The organism is Streptomyces sp. NPDC040622 (assembly GCF_055593965.1).
In genome coordinates this window covers 48,973-67,826 of record NZ_JBVIXD010000020.1, presented here as the reverse complement: position 1 = coordinate 67,826, position 18,854 = coordinate 48,973, and the positions used below count along the sequence as shown (strand labels likewise).

Sequence of the window (18,854 nt, the reverse complement as noted above, 5' to 3'; positions counted from 1 at the left end):
GCGGCGGCTGGGTGCGCCTCTCCCTCGTGGGGGTCGTGCTCACGTGTCCGTGTCCATGGGGCGTGGGCCGTGCGTCGTACCCGGTCCCTGCCCATGGGGACGTGCGTGTGTCACCAGACTACAAAGCGTCGGCGACACCGCGCATGTACAGCAAAGGGAGCGGCCCCCTTCGAGTGGGAACCGCTCCCTTCACGATGTCTTACTTGGCGCCCGCAGCACCGCGGCGGATACCCAGGCGGTCAACCAGGGCACGGAAGCGCTGGATGTCCTTCTTGGCCAGGTACTGCAGCAGGCGGCGGCGCTGGCCGACCAGGATCAGCAGACCACGACGGCTGTGGTGGTCGTGCTTGTGGGTCTTGAGGTGCTCGGTCAGGTCCGAGATGCGGCGGGAGAGCAGCGCCACCTGAACCTCGGGGGAGCCGGTGTCGCCCTCCTTCTGGCCGAACTCGGTCATGATCTGCTTCTTCGTAGCGGCGTCGAGCGACACGCGTACTCCTCGTGATGTCTTCGAGTGCCTCCGAGTGCCCCTGGTCTACATCTCAGGGGAGCTTCCGTGACTCGGGAGGCGGAATGGGCCGCCGGGCGCGTCCCGTCCCCTGCCGGGGCCGGTCCCTTCCGGTCCCCTTGACGGGCCGGTGTGGCGGGTCCGTATCCCTGGGGATTCGGGGGTGCGCATACAGGCGGTTGTTTCACAGGGTATCAGCCGGCCCGTGCGGGTCCGGACGTGGCCCTGCGAAACCCCTGAACAGGGCGGAATGCCCCCAGTAGGCTAACCGGACAGCTCTTTCGTACGTCGTGAAGGGACCGCTTCGCCATGACCGAGGCGCAGGACAAGGCACGCAAGGAACGCGAGAAGGAGGAGCTCTACGCACTCGACATCTCCGATGTCGAGTGGCAGAGCGCTCCGGGTACGGAGGAGCACGAGGAGCGGGTCGAGATCGCCTATCTGCCCGCGGGCGCCGTCGCCATGCGGTCCTCCCTCGATCCGGGGACGGTGCTGCGGTACACGGAGGCCGAGTGGCGGGCCTTCGTGCTCGGGGCACGGGACGGGGAATTCGATCTCGAGCCCTCGGTGCGCAACGGCGGGCTGCCCGCCGAGTAGGGCCGGGCCGAGTAGGACGGGGCCGATCAGGGCCGGTGCCGGGCAGGACCCGGTGCCGGGCAGGGCTGATCCCGGGTGTCCTCCCGCGCGCTTCCAGGGGCGTGTACGGGGGTGCCGCTCCGGGGTCCGCTCCCACGGGCCCCACGGGCGCGTCCCACAGGGTCGCCACCCTGCCCGGACACGGAACGGGGAGAGCGGTGACAGAGGCGCCGAGGGGTGTCAGCGGTGCGGGGTCGGACCTGAAGTGCGGCCGACGGGAGTCCGCGTCGTCTGCGCGGGCCGAGAGGGCCGGCGGGGCGGCACCGGGTGTTCGTCCCCGCGGTGGCGCTGTCGGTGGTCGCGGCCGGGGTGGCGATACCCCTCGCCGTCGACGACTCCCCGGACGAAGAGCCGTGTCCGCGGGTGCCCGCCCGGGTCCGCGCGCCGGCCGACGCTTTCTCCGCCGCCACCCGGGCCCTGGATCCGGGCGACGACCTCGGCGGCTCGGAGCGGACCGCAGGATGCCGGCCCACGAGAAGGTCTGTGGTGACGGCGCCCGCGCCTTCGGACGCGTGATCGAGGCCGCCGCCGGCTCGGCGGGCCGGGACCGTCCGCACACCATGGCGCAGGCCCGGAGCGCCTGCGCGGTGGCCGCCGCCCTCAGGGACACCGGGAGCGACACCGGCGGCAGATGTTCTTCGCTCTCGGCCCGTGGGCCGGGAAGCGGAAGGTGCCCGCCCGACGGGCCGCCACCATGCGGCAACTGCTCGACGACTCGTAGGTACGGGCGCTGTGGTTGCGGTTCTGAGGTTCTGGCGGTCGACGTCCGGCTGTCGGACGGGTCAGGAGGAGACGCGGAGGTCCGAGCAGCCGCGGCGCCGCACCTGGTCCTTCGCGAACTCCTTCACCATCCGCCGCTTGGCCGCCTCGCCGACTCCCGGGGTGTCGTCCGCCGCGTCGAGCGCGTAGTGGGCGGACTCGCCGTCGCAGCGGGCGGTGGCCGTCACGGACGGCGGCTTGCCGATCGTTCCGTCTCCGAGGAGACGGTTGCTCCAGTCCCCGTACCAGGCGGCGAAGAACATCACCGACTGCACGTCTTCCTCCTCGCCCCCGCCGCTCTCCCCCGCCTCTGGGTTCCCGGTGTTACCGGTGCTACCGGTGTTCTTGACGTAGAGGTCGCAGCGGCCGGTGGGGGCGACGTCGTTCATGTTCGCCTCGATCCGCCACTCCGTGCCCTTCGGCAGACCGGCGCGCGCCGCCCACGCGCAGGGCGTGCCCTTCGCCCTCGACAGCGGAACGGCCTTCGCGTCGTCCTCGTCCGGCTGCGCCATCGCGACGTTCCGCTCCGGGGGCCGGAGCCGCTTCGCGCCACAACCCAGCTTGTCCGACGCCTTGTTGGCCAGGGCGACGGCCGTGCGGTACCCGGCTCCCGGCACACCCGCGTTGACGGACCGTCCGAAGGTCGTCCGCACGAGGAGCCTGCCGGGCCTGCCCTCCTCGTCCTCGGCCAGGTCCGGGCAGGACAGCAGGAGCTGGACGGAGCCGAACTCGTCGACGAATCCGGGCAGCCCGTCGGGCAGCCGGGCCTGACGGGAGAAGCCGCTGTCCGAGAAGACCGACATGAACTCCCGGTCCCGGTCGTCGCGCCGCGTGAACGCCTCCATCTGCACCAGGCGCTCGTCCCGCACGCCGTCACCGTCGAGGGTCAGGCTGCAGCTGTAGCGACCGAGGCCGTCCACGAGCCGGGACTTCTGCGCCTTCAGGTGCGTGCCGTCCGGGGCGAGCCGGTCCACCGCCTCCCGGGGCAGCGCTCCGTCACAGGCACCTCGGGCCAGGATCCAGTCCTGTACGTGGGGCTCGGCGATGTATCCGCCCACCGCGAGGGCGGCCGCAGCCGCCGCCGCCACCTTGATCCAACGTCGCATCGAGCCCGCCCCCTCGAACCGAACCGCAACCGCACCCCCACGAACCGCACCAGGTCACAGACGTACGGGCGGACCTTATCTTTCGCCGTTCACCGCGGCAGCCCCCAGACATCGCTCCAATTAGCCATGGAATTTCGCCTGTTGGGTGGTTTGTCCGTCACGGTTTGATGTACGTGGAACGCCCCTGCCCGCGGAGTGACGCAACGGACAGCATTGGTGGGGTGGACTGCCCTGCCGTGCCGGTGGTTTTGGTGATTAGGCTGGGACAGGGCGCGACGCCAGAACCCTCGAGCGGTTCGTGCGCGTCCCTCAACGGGGAGAGCCAGGCGGATCGGACGACAGGAACGGTCGCCCCCCACCACGGCACGAGGGTGCTCGACCACATCAGGAGGCATTGTGAACAGCGATCGGGACGAGATCCGCGGGGGCTGGGACTCACCCGTCGATGATCAGTCCGACGCGGAGTCCGCTGCCGAGACGACGGGCGAGTTCACCATCGACTACGCCCCGCCCGCCTGGTACACGCAGAACGCTTCGGGCACCGCGGGTGAGACGCCTTCGGCGCCGCCCGTCTCCACGCCGTCCGCGCCCACTCCGCCGGTTTCCGCGCCGCCCGTCTCCACTCCTCCGGCTCCCGCGTCCGACGCGCCCGCTCACCCCGCGCCCGCGTCCGACGCTTCAGCTTTCCCCGCGCCCACGACCGCTGCGCCCGTGTCCGAGTCGGGGGCCTCCACTCCGGCCGCGTCGGTCGACACCGGTCCGGCGGCTCCCGCGGCGGCCTCCTCGACACCGCCGCCGCCCGCCATGCCGTCCTTCTCGGCTCCCCCGCCCCCTCCCCTGCCCCTTTCTCCGCCGTCGGCGGGTGTGCCCGGTGCGGTGCCGAAGCTGCCCGTGGGCAGTGGGTTCCAGCCTGCGGCTCCGGAAGCGCCGGAGGAAAAGGTCGAGGAGGAAAGGGTCGAGGAGGAGGCAGCGGACGCCGAGGTGTCGGACGCGGCTGCCGCGCCTTCCGTAGCATCCGTTCCCTCGGTTCTGCCGCCCGTACCGCCCACGTCGTCCGTCGTCCCGCCCGTGGCCGCCGGTGGTGGCGCCGCCGACTGGAGCGGTGCCCTTGCCGGGCCCGCGGCCTCGGTCCACGTGACCGGGGTGGTGCCGAAGAACGAGGTCGACGCCCTGATCGAGGCCGAGGGACAGGCCGGTGAGGCCGAAGCCGAGGGTGCGGCCGCGGGTGCGGCCGAGGCCGGGACTCCTGCCGAGGAAGAGCGCAGGACCTGGGCTCCTCCTGTGGGCGAGGTCGCGTCGACCTCGATTCCTGCCCCTGCCCCTGCGCCTACTTCTGTGGATATAGATGCGGGTGCGGATGCCGATGCGAGTGCGGGTGCCGACGAGGTGGGGGATGACGTCGTCGAGCCCGCCGAGCCTGTCGGTGAGAGCTTCGGTGATGGTGATCTCGAGAGCGGCGCCACCATGCGGTTCTCCTCGCGCGCGCTGAAGCGGGAGATCGAGGAGCGGACCGCCGCGGCAGAGGCCGCGGAGCGCTCGGAGGCCGGAGAGGGCTCGGGACGCTCGGAGGACTCGGAGGGCTCGGAGGCTCCCGCCGCTTCGGAGGAGCCGGTCGACAGCGGCGAGGCCGATGCCGATGACAGTGCCGACGCCCACGCCGACGTGACCGACTTGAGCGCCGGACGCGACGAGGTCTCCGGCGAGACCCCGGACGCGGAGATCGACGCGGACATCGACGCGAGTGCTGACGCCGGTTCCGGGTCCGTCAGGGACGCCGCACCCGAGGACTCCGTTCCGCAGGACGCCGTGCAGGACTCCGTACCGCCGTCGTGGACCCCGCCACCGGCCGCGACGCAGGACGGGCTGCCGCCGTTGCCGCCCGCGTTCCAGCCCGCGGCTCCGGCCTCGGCGCCGCAGTGGCCCGCGCCCCAGCCGACCCCGCCCCCGGCCCAGCCGGTGCAGGCCGCGCCCGAGCCCGTACAGCCGCAGGCTCCGCAGCCGGCACCGGGTGCCTGGCCCGCGCCGGTCGCCCCGGCCGCCGGGGCACCGGCTCCCGCGGCGCCGCAGGGAGGCTACGGATTCCCGCAGTCCACGCCTGCCTCGCCCGTCGCGCCCCACGCACCCGCGCCGCCCGCCCCCGCCAACCCGGTTGCCCCCAACTCGCCTCCCCAGGGCGGCAGTTACGGGTTCCCGCAGCAGCCCGCTCCGTACGCGCCACAGGCACAGCAGGCGCCCTACGCGCCGCAAGCGCAGCATCCGGTCCAGCAGGCACCGCAACCGGGCCTGCCCGGTCAGCCGATGCCCGGACAGCAGCCGGCTCCCGGGCAGCAACCGCTTCCGGGGCAGCAGCCGGTTCAGTCACAGCAGCCCGCCGTCCCGGAGCAGCAAGCGCCGGCACCCCAGCCGCAGACACAGCCGCAGACACAAGCGCAGCCTCAGGCGCCCCAGCACCAGGCCCCGCCGCAGCCCCAGGCACACCAGCCCCAGCCGCCCGTCCAGGGCCAGCCGCCGGCTCAGGCCGGTGGTTACGGATTCCCGCAGCAGGGTGCCCAGCCCGGCGGCTACGGCTTCCCCCAGCAGAGCCCTCAGCCCACGGCACCCCAGGCACCCCAAGCGCCCCATCAGCCGCAGCCGCAGCCGCAGCCGCAGCCGCAGGCGCAGGCGCCCCAGCAGGGCCAGCCCGGACAGCAGGAACAGCCGGTGCAGCAGGGCCAGCCCGGTCAGCCCGGTCAGCCGCCCATCGACCCCCGTACCGGCGCCGCCTGGCCGCAGGCCGTGCAGCACGATCAGCGGGAGCGGACCAACCCGGGCGCCCCGCTCGGCTACACCGCCGCCGTCGAGCTCTCCTCCGACCGGCTGCTGCGCAACACCAAGCCGAAGGCCAAGAGCAGTCGGCCCGCGAGCGGCGGTTCGCGGTTCAAGCTCGGCGGGAAGAAGGAAGAGGCCGAGCGGCAGCGGAAGTTGGAGCTGATCCGGACCCCGGTGCTCTCCTGCTACCGGATCGCCGTCATCAGCCTCAAGGGCGGCGTGGGCAAGACGACCACCACCACGGCGCTCGGCTCCACGCTCGCCACCGAGCGCCAGGACAAGATCCTCGCGATCGACGCCAACCCCGACGCCGGCACCCTCGGCCGTCGCGTGCGGCGCGAGACGGGGGCCACCATCCGTGACCTCGTCCAGGCGATCCCGTACATCAACTCGTACATGGACATCCGGCGCTTCACCTCGCAGGCGTCGTCCGGGCTCGAGATCATCGCCAACGACGTCGACCCGGCCGTGTCGACCACCTTCAACGACGAGGACTACCGGCGCGCGATCGACGTCCTGGGCAAGCAGTACCCGATCATCCTGACCGACTCCGGCACGGGTCTGCTGTACAGCGCCATGCGGGGCGTCCTCGACCTCGCCGATCAGCTGATCATCATCTCGACGCCGTCCGTCGACGGTGCGAGCAGCGCGTCGACCACGCTGGACTGGCTGTCCGCGCACGGGTACGCCGACCTCGTCTCGCGCTCCCTCACCGTCATCTCCGGCGTGCGCGAGACCGGCAAGATGATCAAGGTCGACGACATCGTGTCGCACTTCGAGACGCGGTGCCGCGGCGTGGTCGTCATCCCCTTCGACGAGCACCTCGCCGCAGGCGCGGAGGTCGACCTCGACATGATGCGGCCAAAGGTCCGGGAGGCGTACTTCAACCTCTCGGCGCTGGTGGCCGAGGACTTCGTACGGGCCCAGCAAAACCAGGGGCTGTGGACGTCGGACGGGAATCCGCCGCCGCACATGGCTCCGCCGATGCCGGGGCAGCAGGGGCCCGGGGGCGGGCAGCCGCAGCCGTACGCTCCTCAGCAGCCGCAGCCGGGGCACGCTCCTCAGCAGCCGGGGCAGCAGCCTCCGCCGCAGGGGGGACAGCAGCCCTACCCGGGCCAGCCCCAGCCGTACGCCCCCCAGCAACCTCAGCCCCAGCAGCCCCAGCAGCCCCAGCCCGGGCAGCAGCCCTATCCGCAGCAGCCCGGAGCCCCGCAGGGGTGGCAGGCGCCGCCGCAGGGCCAGCCCCAGCAACCCCAGGCGCCGCAGAGCCGGCCCCAGCCTCCTCAGCCGCAGGAAGGACAGGCGCCGCCACCCGTTCAGCCGGGGGCGCCGTTCCAGCCCGGGGCGCCGTTCCAGCAGCCGCCACCCCCGCAGCAGTAGCCTCCGTCAACCTCGCAGTGGGCCCGCACCGTTCCTCGGTGCGGGCCCACCTGCTTGTCTGCCCCGTCCCCACCAGGCCAAGTCCCCTCCTCTCCCTGCCGTCACCCCCTCACCAGCCACGCGTCAGTGGTCTTGACCAATGCGGATGAAATCCCGGTCAACTCGTTATTTCCGCAGGCCACATGGGGTTCACCCGCCGTTGACGCGCGCAGACTGGCGCTGGTAAACACACATCAACCAGCTGACGTTCCTTGATCCACCAGCGTGCAACCAGCCATCCCTGCGCGAGCGATGACGCGAGGTCACCGACCCATGGACACACAAGATCAGCACGGCAGAGCAGCAGTTCCGAAGAGAGCGGTACCGTCCCGTCCACGCGGCCGCCTGAGGCTCGTGCTCGCCGGTGGAGCCGCCGCGTTCACCCTGACGGCCGGTCTCGCCACGCCGCTCAATCCCGCCCCGCAGCAGGCCGAGGCCAAGGCCGACGGCAAGAAGGTGCTCACCGTCGCCGTGGCGCAGAGCGTCGACTCGCTCAGCCCGTTCCTCGCCCAGCGGCTGCTCAGCACCAGCATCCACCGTCTGACGTACGAGTACCTGACGAACTACGACGCGAAGGACAACAAGGCGATCCCCGGGTTCGCCACGGACTGGAAGCCCTCCGCCGACAAGCTGACCTGGACGTACACCATTCGGGGTGACTCCAAGTGGTCGGACGGGAAGAAGGCGACCGCCGAGGACGCGGCGTGGACGTTCAACAAGGTGATGTCGAAGGAGGGCACCGCCACCTCGAACTCCAACTTCGTCACCAACTTCAGGAAGGTGACCGCGCCGAGCCCCACCAAGCTGGTCATCGAGCTGAAGAAGCCGCAGGCCACGATGGCCGCGCTCGACGTGCCGATCGTCCCCAAGCACGTCTGGGAGAAGGTCGACGACATCTCGAAGTTCAACAACGACAAGGACCTCCCCGTCGTCGGCAACGGCCCGTTCATCCTGACGGACTACAAGGTCGACCAGTACGTGAAGCTGAAGGCCAACAAGGACTTCTGGCGCGGTGCGGCCAAGTTCGACGAGCTGGTGTTCAAGACGTACAAGGACCAGGACGCGGCCGTCTCCGCCCTCAGGAAGGGCGAGGTCTCCTTCGTGGCCGGGCAGCCCGCGCTCACTCCGGCGCAGGCCCAGTCCCTCAAGAACGAGGAGAACATCAAGGTCAACGAGGGTCCCGGCCGGCGTTTCTTCGCCCTGGCCACCAACCCGGGCGCCAAGACCCTCGACGGCAAGAAGTTCGGTGACGGCAACCCGGCGCTCCTGGACAAGAAGGTCCGCCAGGCGCTGTTCCTCTCCGTCGACCGCAAGGCGATCGTCGACAAGGTGTTCCAGGGGCACGCCGTCGAGGGCGCGGGCTACATTCCGCCGCGCTTCTCCGAGTACGCCTGGAAGCCCTCCGCCGATCAGGAGATGACGTACGACCCGAAGCGGGCCGCCCGGCTCCTGGACGAGGCGGGCTACAAGGAGAACGGCGACGGCAAGCGGGTCGGCAAGGACGGGAAGCCGCTGAACCTGCGCATCCTGTGCCACGCCACCGACCCCAACGACAAGGCGGTCGGGAAGTACCTGAAGGAGTGGTGGGGCGACCTCGGGATCGGGCTCAAGGTCAACTGTCTCGACGACGTGTCCGTGCCCTGGTACGCGGGCGAGTACGACCTCGCCTTCGACGGCTGGTCCGTCAACCCCGACCCGGACTTCGTGCTCGGCATCCACACCTGCGCCGCGCTGCCGGTGAAGGCCAAGGAGAGCGCCGCCACCGACAACTTCATCTGCGACAAGAAGTTCGACGACCTGTACGGCAAGCAGCTCGCGGAGTACGACCCCGCCAAGCGCGCCGGCATCGTCAAGGAGATGGAGTCGTGGCTCTACGACTCGGGGTACATGAACGTCCTCGCGTACCCGAATGCCGTGGAGGCCTACCGCACCGACCAGATCAAGTCCATCACCACCATGCCGACGGCCGCGGGCAACATCTACGGTCAGGACGGATATTGGAGCTGGTGGTCGGCCGTACCCGCGGATGGGAAGAGTTCTTCCAAGGACGGCAGCTCGACCGGTGTCATCATCGGTATCGCCGCTGCCGCGGTGGTGCTCGTGGGCGGCGGAGTCCTGTTCGCCCTGCGCCGCCGTTCGACCGCAGAGGACCGCGAGTAACGCATGACCGCTGACAGCAATCCCGCACTGCTCGACACCGAGGGCCCGCTGGGCCCCGGGGCCGACGGCGACCCGGCGAAGGCCGGGCCGGCGTCGGCCCGCGGGCCGCGCGCCCGCGACACCCGCGCCTACCTCCTCTATGTGGCGGGCAAGCTCGGCGGCGCGATCGTGTCGCTGTTCGCCGTGCTCGTCACCAGCTTCTTCCTGTTCCGGCTGATCCCCGGCGACCCGGTCAAGCAGATGACGGGCGGCAAGCGCGTCTCGGCGGAGCAACTGGCCGCGATGCGCAAGGAGTTCGGCCTCGACAAGTCGGTGATGGCCCAGTTCTTCGACTACACCGGCAATGTCCTGACCGGCGACTTCGGCACGTCGTACCAGTTCCACGCCCCCGTGATGGACAAGATCACGGAGGCGCTGCCCGCGACGCTCCTGCTCACCGGAACGGCGTACGTCCTCTACACCCTCATCGGCATCTGGCTGGGCACGCGCACCGCCTGGCGCAACGGCCGGCTCGGCGACCGCTTCAACACCGGGCTCGCGCTGACGCTGTACTCGGTGCCGTCGTTCTGGCTCGGCCTGCTCCTGATCATCACCTTCGCGGTGGGGATCGGGCCGATTCCCGGCATGTTCCCGACGGGCGGACTGGAGTCGGGCGGTGAGACGGGCGTCGCGTACGTCATCGACGTCGCGCACCACATGGTGCTCCCCGTCATCACGCTGGTCGCCGTCGGGTACGCGCAGACCCTGCTCGTCATGCGGTCCTCACTGCTCGACGAGATGGGCAGCGACTATCTGACGACCGCTCGCGCCAAGGGCCTCAGGGACGATCTCGTACGCCGCCGGCACGCCGTGCCGAACGCGATGCTGCCGACCGTCACCCTGATGTTCGTCAACCTCGGCACGGTGGTGGCGGGCGCGATCCTCGTCGAGACCGTCTTCTCCTGGCCGGGGCTCGGCGGGCTCTTCTACTCGGCGCTGAGCGTGCCCGACCTGCCGCTGGTGCAGGGGCTCTTCTTCGTCTTCTCCGTCGCGGTGATCCTGATGAACACCCTGGCCGACGTGATCTATCCGCTGCTCGATCCCCGGGTGGGCCGATGACGACCGAATCCGCACCGACCGCCCCGACCCCGTCGACGACACCACCACCGCCCGCCGCCAAGAGCGCGCGGTCACTGGCCTGGACCCGTCGGCGGCACTCCGCCGCCCGCTTCTGGCGGGAGTACCGCACGCACAAGACCGGGCTCTTCGGGCTCGCCGTGCTCGTCCTGATCGGGCTCGCCGCGATCTTCGCGCCGCTGCTCGTGGGCTCGGACGCGCAGAGCGTGACGGCGGCGCCGGGCAAGCCGATGGAGTCGCCGAGCGGGGAGTTCCCGCTGGGCACCGACCAGTTCGGGCGCGACCTGCTCGGCCTGCTCGTGTGGGGCGCGCGCATGTCGCTGACCGTGGGGCTGCTCGCCGCCGTGCTCTCGGTGGCCATCGGCACGCTCGTCGGCATCACGGCGGGCCACTTCAAGGGCTGGTACGCCACGGTGATCATGCGCATCACCGACTGGTTCCTCGTCATGCCGACGCTGGTGCTCGCCATCGCGCTGGCCGCGGTGCTGTCCGGCTCGATCTGGACGATCATCCTGGCGATCGGCGTGACGACGTGGCCGACGACGGCGCGCCTCGTCCGCGCGCAGACGCTCGCGGTGGAGTCGCGCCCCTACATCGAGCGCGCCCAGGCGCTGGGCGGCGGCCACGGCCACATCATGGCCCGGCACGTGCTGCCCAACGTCATGCCGCTCGTCCTCGCGCAGACCACCCTCGTCATCTCGGGCGCGATCCTCACCGAGGCGACGCTCGCCTTCCTCGGGCTCGGCGACCCGACGAACGTGTCGTGGGGCGGCCTGCTGCAGGACGCGCGCGAGGCGGGCGCGGTCAGCGCGGGCCACTGGTGGTACCTCGCCCCGCCCGGCCTCGCCATCGCGATCGTGGCGCTGGCGTTCACGCTGAGCGGCCGTGCCGTGGAATCCGTGCTCAACCCCAGGCTGGGGGCCTCCCGTTGAACGACGTGACCGAAGAAGCACCGGCCGGGGCACGGCAGGCCGAGGGGGCGCGGCTCCTGGACGTGCGCGACCTCGAAGTGACGTACGCGAACGGCGCGGCCGCCGTCCGCGGCGTGAACCTCCACGTCGACGCGGGCCAGAAGCTCGGCGTCGCGGGCGAGTCCGGCTGCGGCAAGTCCACGCTCGCGCTCGCCCTGCTGCGCCTGCTGCCCGCGGGCAGCAAGGTGTCCGGCGAGATCCTGCTCGACGGCGAGGACGTCCTCACCATGAAGTGGGGCCGGGTCCGGGCGGTGCGCTGGGCGGGCGCCTCGATCGTCTTCCAGGGCGCGATGCACTCCCTGAACGCCGTGCACCGCATCGGCGACCAGATCGCCGAGCCGATCCTGCTGCACAAGAAGGCGACGCAGGCCGGCGCGAAGAAGAAGGTCGGCGAGCTCCTGGAACACGTGGGGCTGCCCGCCGCCCGCGCGGAGTCCTATCCGCACGAGCTGTCCGGCGGCCAGCGCCAGCGGGTCATGATCGCCATGGCGCTCGCCTGCGACCCCCGTCTCATCATCGCGGATGAGCCGACCACCGCCCTGGACGTGATGATCCAGGCCCAGATCCTGCGCCTGATCGAACAGTTGGTCGCCGAGCAGGACCTGGGCCTGATGATGATCAGCCACGACCTCGCGGTGCTCTCCGACACCTGCGACCGGCTCGCCGTGATGTACGCGGGCCGTGTCGTCGAGGAGGGCCCGGCCTCCGAGGTCTACGAGAGCGCCCGCCACCCGTACGGGAAGGCCCTGTCGGCGGCTTTCCCGCGCATCGGCGACGTGACGTCGCGGTTCGCGCCGCGCGGCCTGCCGGGCGACCCGCCCGACCCGTCCGCGCTCCCCACGGGCTGCACGTTCCATCCCCGCTGCGCGGTCGCCCTCGACTCCTGCGCCACGGAGGACCAGGCCCTGCGGGAAGCGGGCCCGCACCACCGCGCGGCCTGCGTCCACGCGGGCGCGCCACTGCCCGCGCAGCCCACGTCCGCGCCCGCGGCGGCGGAGCGCACGCCGTGACCGAGAGCCCCCGTGAACCCGTGAAGAGGAACCGCGCATGACCACTCAGGAGTCCGGCGGCCCTCTGCTGTCAGCCGCCGACCTGCACATCGCCTTCCCCGGCCGGCGCGGCGCACCGACCGCCCGCGCGGTGGACGGCGTCGACCTCGACATCAAGGGCGGCGAGATCGTCGCCCTGGTCGGCGAGTCGGGCTGCGGCAAGACGACGCTCGCCCGTTCGCTGCTCGGCCTGGTGCCGCCGACCTCGGGGAAGGTGACGTTCGGCGGCACACCGCTGGACTACTCCGGGCGCGCGCTCAAGGCGTACCGCAAGCGGGTGCAGCTGGTCCTTCAGGACCCCAGCGGATCGCTCAACCCGCGGCACACGGTGTACGACGCCGTGTCCGAAGGGCTGCGCATCCACGGGTACGCGGGGGACGAGCAGGCCGCGGTCGCCGGCGCCCTCTCCCGGGCCGGGCTGCGGCCGCCCGAGCGTTTCTTCCTGCGCTATCCGCACGAGCTGTCGGGCGGCCAGCGTCAGCGGGTCGTCATCGCGGGCGCGCTGGTCCTCGAGCCCGAACTCATCGTCGCCGACGAGCCGGTGGCCTCCCTCGACGCGTCCGTGCGCGGCGAGATCCTGGCGCTGCTGCTCCGTCTGCGCGACGAACTGGGGCTCTCCGCACTGGTGGTGACGCACGATCTGGGGCTCGCCTGGAACATCGCGGACCGGGTGGCGGTGATGTACCTGGGCCGGATCGTGGAGACGGGAACGGTGGAGGAGGTGCTGACGTCACCTCAGCACCCGTACACGCAGGCCCTGTTGTCGGTCCTGCCCGAGGCGCCCGGCGATCCGGTGGTCCTCACGGGCGAGCCCCCGGATCCCTCCCGCATCCCCGGCGGCTGCCGGTTCCACGCCCGGTGCCAGGTACTCGCCTCCGGCGAGGCGGCACGCTCGGGTGTCGCGGACCGCTGCCGCGGGGAGGACCTGCCGGTGCTCTCGGGCGCGAGCGAAACGCAGGTCGCGTGCCATTGGGCGGCGGCGCGGGTGGTGGAGGGGGCGCCTTAGGGGGCGGCGGTCCGGTTCGCGGGCGGCTGCGCGCCGGGTCGGTGGGGGGCGTGCCGTTCCCCGCGCCCCTGACGGCCCCCTGCGGGCGCCCGCAGGGCGCATTTAAGGGGCGCGGGGAACGGCGCGATCAGCCCCCACCGGCCCGGCGCGAGCACCCGCCAACCCGCCTGAGCCGCAACCCGTCAAACTGTCAACCCGCCAGTGCCGCTAGGCCCCGTACGCCTCGATGAGTTCCCGGGACTTCTTCACGTCGTCCGCCATCGCGACCAGCAGCGACTCGATGGAGTCGAACTTCGCCATGCCCCGCACGAAGGCGAGGAAGTCGACGGCGACGTGCAGGCCGTAGAGGTCGAGGCCGACGCGGTCGATCGCGTACGCCTCGACCGTGCGCTCGGTGCCCTCGAACTGCGGGTTCGTCCCGACGGAGATCGCCGCCGGCATCGCCTCGCCCTGCGCGTGCAGCCATCCGGCGTAGACCCCGTCGGCGGGGACGGCCGTGTGGGGCAGCGTCTCCACGTTGGCGGTGGGGAACCCGAGCTCGCGCCCCCGCTGGGCACCCCGCACGACCACGCCCTCGACGCGGTGCGGCCGGCCCAGGATCTCCGAGGCGCCCGTCATGTCGCCCTCGGCGATCAGGCGCCGGGTCAGCGTGGAGGAGAAGGGTTCGCCGCCGCCCGCCGCGCCGCTGACGTACAGGTCGATGACGTCGACTTCGTAGTCGTACGTCCGGCCGAGCTCGGTCAGGAAGTCGACGTTGCCCGCGGCCTTGTGGCCGAAGCGGAAGTTGGGGCCCTCGACGACCACGCGCGCGTGCAGCTTGTCGACCAGGACCTTGACCACGAAGTCGGCGGGCGACAGCTTCGAGAACTCGGTGGTGAAGGGGAGGATCAGGAGCGCGTCCACCCCGAGCTCGGCCATGAGCTCGGCGCGGCGGTGGTGCGGGGCGAGCAGCGGCGGGTGGCTGCCGGGGCGCACGACCTCGCTGGGGTGCGGATCGAAGGTGACGACCACGGCGGGCACGCCGAGCTCCCGCGCGTGCTCCACGGCACGCCCGATGATCAGCTGGTGACCACGGTGCACGCCGTCGTAGGAACCGATGGTGACGACGCTGCGCCCCCAGTCCTGGGGGATGTCCTCCAAGCCACGCCAGCGCTGCACTTCTTTGCTCCTCGCCGAACCCGTATACGTCACGTACGTCTGTACGTTCCCCTTGCCGATTGCGCAGGACTAAGACTGCCATGCCGACGCGTGACGGCTCGCACCGGAGGGAGTGGCGGGGGTCACTACCGGCCGGTCCCGGCGCCGAAAGACGCAGGCCGGGCGCGGACCGGACGCGCGCGTCGCGCGGCCGCTCAGGCGGGGACGCGTACTCCGCCCGCGAGGTTCTCGATCACCCGTCGGGCGCTCGGACCGATCAGGGCGGCCCAGTCCCGCGGCGCGTCGCCGATCCAGCCGGCGACGAGCACGGCGAAGCCGGGTCTGCCGCGCGCCAGTTCGACCAGACGGCGGTCGAAGCAGGTCGCGCCCTCGGGGGTGCGGACGAGCAGCAGCCCGATGCGGTGGACGCGCTCACGGGTACGGTCCTCGCCGCACTCCCCCACGCCGTGCGCCACCGTCCGCAGCACACTCTCCAGGACGGCGGAGTCCCGCTCCTGGCTGAGCAGGACGTCGAGCAGCTCGCCCCGCAGGGCGCGCGAGACCGCGGTGCCGGGCGCGGCGAGCACGGGGGCGAGGGCGGCCCGCACCCGGGCGGGCCTGCTGTGCAGCAGCCCGGACACGAGCGGGAAGAGGACCGGGCGCACCGCAGGGCCGTGTTCGAGCCGCCGGTCGATGTACGCGGCGGCGGCGCCGGCCGCCTCGGGGCGGGCCTCCAGGAGGTCCTGCACGAGGGTGGCGACGCGGTGTGCGAGGGCCGGGGTGGTCACGTCGGCGAGGCCGCACAGGACGTCGTCGGTGTCCGGCCCCGGCGCGTGCAGCCGGCTCCGGAAGGCGCCGAGGACCAGCTCGGGGTGGGTGGCCAGGGCGGCGGCCAGGGCGCTCGCGGGCAGCTGCGGGTCCCCGGCGGCGAAGCGTTGCAGGGCGTGCGGCAGATAACGGGAACGGGTCTGCGGATCGCGTACGAGGAGGGCGAGGGCTGCGCCGTGCAGGGTGTCGTCGGCGGGGCGGGCGAGCAGCGTGAACGCCGTGTAGCGCAGGAGCTCGCGGTCGGCGCCGGTGGCGGCGTGCGGGGCGGCGCGCAGTCCGTGGGCGGCGGCCGCGACCCGGCGGGCGGGGCGCTCGTCGCGGGCCCAGCGGTCGACCGCGCGGCAGACGGCGGAGGGCTCCTCCTCGGCGAGGGCGGCGAGCAGTTCGTCGGCGCGGGCGTGGGTGCTGTCGACCAGCGCCTCGGTGAGGGCGTCCATGGCGCGGTGCCGGTGGGTGTGGAGCAGGGCCTGCGCGGCGGAGGCGACGGTGGCGTCGGGCGCGGCGTCCAGCGGCCGCTCGTCGGCGAACCACTGGACGAGGTGGCGCTGGACGGCGGCGGGTCCCGCGGAGAGCAGCTCGGCGACGGCGTCGAGGCAGCGGTCCGGGGTCCCCGGCGGCCCGTCCCTGACGACGAGCCGCCGCAACAGCGCGAACCGGTCGGCCTCGGCCAGTGGCAGACGCAGCCAGAAGGCGGTGCCGAACGTGCCGCGCTCGGCGAGCGGTTCGAGCACGGCCAGGTAGGGGGTGGCGTCGGGAACCCGCAGCAGCACCTCACCGAGCAGATGAGCGGCCCACCACGCGGCGTCCCGCACGCCGTCCGCGCTGTCCGTACTGTCCGCGCCATCGGTGCCATCGGTGCCATCGGTGCCATCGGTGCCATCGGCGGCGTCGGTTCCGCCGGCTCCCGAGGTGACACCGCCGGGGGCGGAACCGCACCCCTCTCCCTCCGCGAACTCCACCACCGCGTCCATCAGCTCGACCAGTCGCGAGGCCAGTTCTCCGGCGCCCCGCTGGCGGCCCAGCAGCAGCAGTGCCTGGATCACCGGTCCGATGCGGTGCCGGGGCACCGGCAGCGGGCGTGCGGGGGCCGGGGCCGGCCTGCGCCGGCGCTGTTCCGGGACCGCCGGGGCCGGGGAGGGACCGCGGTGGCGGTGGACCAGTGCGGTCAGCGCGCCGTCGACGTCCAGGTGCGTGCCCTGGATCCAGTCCGCGACCTCCTCGTGCGCGAAGCGGTAGCCCGCCCCCGCCGGTACCAGCAGCCCCTCCGTGAGCACGGCCGACGCCCACCCCGTACAGCCGTGGAACGCCTTTCCGCCACCCTCGCCCGAGAGCGCTCCCCACGGGAAGACGGCCTCGAACGCGGTCGTGTCCAACTCCCCCTGGCCGGGGCCGAGACACCGCCGTGCCGCCTCGTGGACCTGTCCGGACACCGTCGCGGCGAGCCGGCGTACGGCGCTCCCCCGCAGGCCGTTCGTCGCCGCGAGCCGCACCGCGACCCGCAGGCACATCACGTCCAGATAGGCGCCGAACAGCTCCGTACGGTCCGGCGTGCCCGGCACCGGCGCGTCGGGGCGGGCCGCCCGCACCTCGCGCAGCAGCCGCAGTGCCAGCGGATGGCGCGCGTCGGCGGCGGCCAGCGCGTCGTCCGGGATGCCGTACCGCGCGCGGGCCCGGCCCGCCTGCGGCTCGGGCAGATCCCCCAGGCGTACGCACCCGGGGAGCTCCGCGCCGTCGTCCGCCGCGTGCAGCGACGCGGCGTCGAAGTGCGCCCCGGCCTGCTCCCAGTACTCCGGGCGGCAGGCGACGACGAGGCGGGCGCCCGTGTCCCGCAGCCACCGCTGCGTGCCGGTGCTCCACCGCGCGAGGCGGTGCGCGAGCACGGGCGGCATCTCCTCGGGGCCGTCCAGCAGCAGGAGCAGGGGCCGTCCGGCGTCGCGCACGAGCCGTGCCACCCGGTCCGCCGAGATGTCGCCGATGCCCCGGGCGGCCGGGGGCTCGTCCGAGGCCTCCAGGATCCGCCCCGCGCGGTCGAGCGCGCGCTCGACGGCGTCGGCCAGGGACACGTCCGTGCCCCGCAGGTCGGCGCCGCGCAGCCACAGGGTCGGGGCGGGCTCGGCGCCCTTGGCGCGCCGAGCGGCGAGGGCGGCCAGTTCCGTGGTGCGGCCCGTGCCGGGGTCGCCGACGAGGCCGAGGATCCGTGCCGGTCCGGCGGTGAAGGCGGCGAACTCCCGTGCGGTGTCGGGTCGTTCGACGGGTTCGTGGGAGGCGGCGCGCGGCCCGTCGGACCCTGTCGAGGTGGCCGTCAGGTGGAGGGCGCCCGCGAGGTTGAGGTCGTCGCCGTACGCGGGGACGGTCGCGGCGTTGTGGGCGATGAGCTCGGCGAGGGGCCCGCCCGGGTCGGCGGCGGCCGCGTCCCGCAGCGTCACCGCGAAGCCCGCCGGGCGGAGCGTGAAGACGTCCTGGCCCTCGTCCTGGCCGTGCGCGGCCGGGCCGGGGGCCTGGGGCAGCAGGGCGGTGCCGAGGACGGCGAGGACGGCGCCGGTCGAGGCGTCCACGACCGGCCCGCCCGCGGCTCCGCCGCCGAGCCGCAGCGCGTCGGCGCCGTCCGTGCCGATCGCCAGCTCCAGGGCGGTGTCCACCAGGTGGAGGCGGTCCGTCGCCGTGTACGTCACCGCCGAGGTGCCAAGGACGCGTGCCTCGCGCTCACCGCCCGCGGTGATCCGCACATAGCTGCCGGTCTCCACGGCGTCCCGCACGGTGACGGGCAGGGGCCGCAGGCCGAGTCCCTCGGTGCGGACGAGCGCGAGGTCGGCGTCGGGCAGCGCCACCACGGCGTCGGCGGACACCACGCAGGTGCCCTCGCCCGGCGCGTGCAGGACGATCCGGGCCAGACCGTCGACGGCTTCGTGGCTGGTGACGACCGTGCCGTGCTCGTCGGCGGCGAAGCCGGCGCCGCGCGGGCGCCCGGCGAGATCGCAGATCCGCACCAGGGACCGGTCCGGCGCAGGCACCGAGGGGCAGGTCCCGTCCGCCGTGCCCCCCGCGTCCCTGGCGTCCTCGGCGCCCCTGGCCCGCGGGCCGCGTCCCGCCATGCTCGAACCTCCCCACCGTGCCCCGTCCTTCCGACCGTAGGTCGACGGTGATCAGGCGGACAGAACGCGATGCGAACGCGCCCCCTTGCGACCCCCCGGTTCACTCCGAGCGCCTGCCCGAAGGGGTGAATGAGGGGCCGGCGATGGACAGACCATCAGTGGGGGGAAGCGTGGGGGGGGGGGGGGGGGGGGTTCCCCCCCCCCCCCCCCCCCACACCCCCCCCCCCCCCCCACCCCCCCCCCCCACCCCCCCGCCCGCCAC

At 72.8% G+C, this 18,854-nt stretch carries 12 protein-coding genes and 1 pseudogene; 8 read left to right on the top strand and 5 right to left on the bottom strand.

Features of this window, described 5'->3' with window-relative positions; all coding sequences use genetic code 11:
* Window positions 1-199: 199 nt before the first annotated feature.
* Window positions 200-487, bottom strand: coding sequence for a 30S ribosomal protein S15 (gene rpsO / locus ACZ592_RS37320; protein ID WP_030363216.1), 288 nt, complete (start codon window positions 485-487; stop codon window positions 200-202).
* Between the two features lie 327 nt (window positions 488-814).
* Here rpsO and ACZ592_RS37315 point away from each other — a divergent pair, with 327 nt between their 5' ends.
* Entirely contained in the window at window positions 815-1,102 is a 288-nt protein-coding gene (locus ACZ592_RS37315) for a DUF397 domain-containing protein (protein WP_471586189.1), read from the top strand.
* A gap of 821 nt (window positions 1,103-1,923) precedes the next feature.
* On the opposite strand, the gene ACZ592_RS37310 is transcribed toward ACZ592_RS37315, so the two are convergent.
* Window positions 1,924-3,006, bottom strand: coding sequence for a hypothetical protein (locus tag ACZ592_RS37310; RefSeq protein ID WP_471586188.1), 1,083 nt, complete (start codon window positions 3,004-3,006; stop codon window positions 1,924-1,926).
* 396 nt (window positions 3,007-3,402) lie between these two features.
* Here ACZ592_RS37310 and ACZ592_RS37305 point away from each other — a divergent pair.
* Window positions 3,403-3,531 (top strand): annotated as a pseudogene (locus ACZ592_RS37305) (SCO5717 family growth-regulating ATPase); the annotation flags it as partial.
* A gap of 128 nt (window positions 3,532-3,659) precedes the next feature.
* On the opposite strand, the gene ACZ592_RS37300 reads toward ACZ592_RS37305, so the two are convergent.
* Window positions 3,660-3,812 (bottom strand): hypothetical protein, encoded by a 153-nt coding sequence (locus ACZ592_RS37300; protein ID WP_471586200.1) that lies wholly within the window; start codon window positions 3,810-3,812, stop codon window positions 3,660-3,662.
* A gap of 658 nt (window positions 3,813-4,470) precedes the next feature.
* Between ACZ592_RS37300 and ACZ592_RS37295 the strand changes: the two genes are divergently transcribed.
* The 6 genes from ACZ592_RS37295 to ACZ592_RS37270 all read left to right on the top strand — a co-directional run bounded on the left by ACZ592_RS37295 (window position 4,471) and on the right by ACZ592_RS37270 (window position 13,535).
* On the top strand, window positions 4,471-7,194 hold the full coding sequence (locus ACZ592_RS37295; protein ID WP_471586199.1) for a nucleotide-binding protein: 2,724 nt from the start codon (window positions 4,471-4,473) through the stop codon (window positions 7,192-7,194).
* 312 nt (window positions 7,195-7,506) lie between these two features.
* Entirely contained in the window at window positions 7,507-9,393 is a 1,887-nt protein-coding gene (locus ACZ592_RS37290; RefSeq protein WP_471586187.1) for an ABC transporter substrate-binding protein, read from the top strand.
* 3 nt (window positions 9,394-9,396) lie between these two features.
* The gene (locus ACZ592_RS37285; protein WP_471586186.1) at window positions 9,397-10,491 is read left to right on the top strand and encodes an ABC transporter permease; all 1,095 of its coding nucleotides are present in this window, start codon (window positions 9,397-9,399) and stop codon (window positions 10,489-10,491) included.
* Window positions 10,488-11,441: an ABC transporter permease gene (locus tag ACZ592_RS37280; RefSeq protein WP_471586185.1), complete on the top strand. Its 954-nt coding sequence runs from the start codon at window positions 10,488-10,490 to the stop codon at window positions 11,439-11,441. The genes ACZ592_RS37285 and ACZ592_RS37280 overlap by 4 nt, the downstream gene beginning before the upstream one ends.
* Window positions 11,442-11,446: 5 nt before the next feature.
* Window positions 11,447-12,490 (top strand): ABC transporter ATP-binding protein, encoded by a 1,044-nt coding sequence (locus tag ACZ592_RS37275; RefSeq protein ID WP_471586184.1) that lies wholly within the window; start codon window positions 11,447-11,449, stop codon window positions 12,488-12,490.
* A 37-nt stretch (window positions 12,491-12,527) separates the two neighbouring features.
* Window positions 12,528-13,535 (top strand): ABC transporter ATP-binding protein, encoded by a 1,008-nt coding sequence (locus ACZ592_RS37270; RefSeq protein ID WP_471586183.1) that lies wholly within the window; start codon window positions 12,528-12,530, stop codon window positions 13,533-13,535.
* Window positions 13,536-13,742: 207 nt separating this feature from the next.
* On the opposite strand, the gene ACZ592_RS37265 is transcribed toward ACZ592_RS37270, so the two are convergent.
* Both ACZ592_RS37265 and ACZ592_RS37260 read right to left on the bottom strand, forming a co-directional pair.
* On the bottom strand, window positions 13,743-14,693 hold the full coding sequence (locus ACZ592_RS37265) for a bifunctional riboflavin kinase/FAD synthetase (protein WP_471586182.1): 951 nt from the start codon (window positions 14,691-14,693) through the stop codon (window positions 13,743-13,745).
* A gap of 194 nt (window positions 14,694-14,887) precedes the next feature.
* Window positions 14,888-18,592: a trypsin-like peptidase domain-containing protein gene (locus ACZ592_RS37260; RefSeq protein ID WP_471586181.1), complete on the bottom strand. Its 3,705-nt coding sequence runs from the start codon at window positions 18,590-18,592 to the stop codon at window positions 14,888-14,890.
* Window positions 18,593-18,854: the final 262 nt, after the last annotated feature.

Coding starts and splice junctions, on each gene's coding strand:
- ACZ592_RS37315 (WP_471586189.1), top strand. CDS start 815: ATGACCGAGGCGCAGGACAAGGCACGCAAGGAACGCGAGAAGGAGGAG.
- ACZ592_RS37310 (WP_471586188.1), bottom strand. CDS start 3,006: ATGCGACGTTGGATCAAGGTGGCGGCGGCGGCTGCGGCCGCCCTCGCG.
- ACZ592_RS37300 (WP_471586200.1), bottom strand. CDS start 3,812: ATGGCGGGCGGCGGCGGTGTCGAGGAGGCCGCCGCGGGAGCCGCCGGA.
- ACZ592_RS37295 (WP_471586199.1), top strand. CDS start 4,471: ATGCGGTTCTCCTCGCGCGCGCTGAAGCGGGAGATCGAGGAGCGGACC.
- ACZ592_RS37290 (WP_471586187.1), top strand. CDS start 7,507: ATGGACACACAAGATCAGCACGGCAGAGCAGCAGTTCCGAAGAGAGCG.
- ACZ592_RS37285 (WP_471586186.1), top strand. CDS start 9,397: ATGACCGCTGACAGCAATCCCGCACTGCTCGACACCGAGGGCCCGCTG.
- ACZ592_RS37280 (WP_471586185.1), top strand. CDS start 10,488: ATGACGACCGAATCCGCACCGACCGCCCCGACCCCGTCGACGACACCA.
- ACZ592_RS37270 (WP_471586183.1), top strand. CDS start 12,528: ATGACCACTCAGGAGTCCGGCGGCCCTCTGCTGTCAGCCGCCGACCTG.
- ACZ592_RS37260 (WP_471586181.1), bottom strand. CDS start 18,592: ATGGCGGGACGCGGCCCGCGGGCCAGGGGCGCCGAGGACGCCAGGGAC.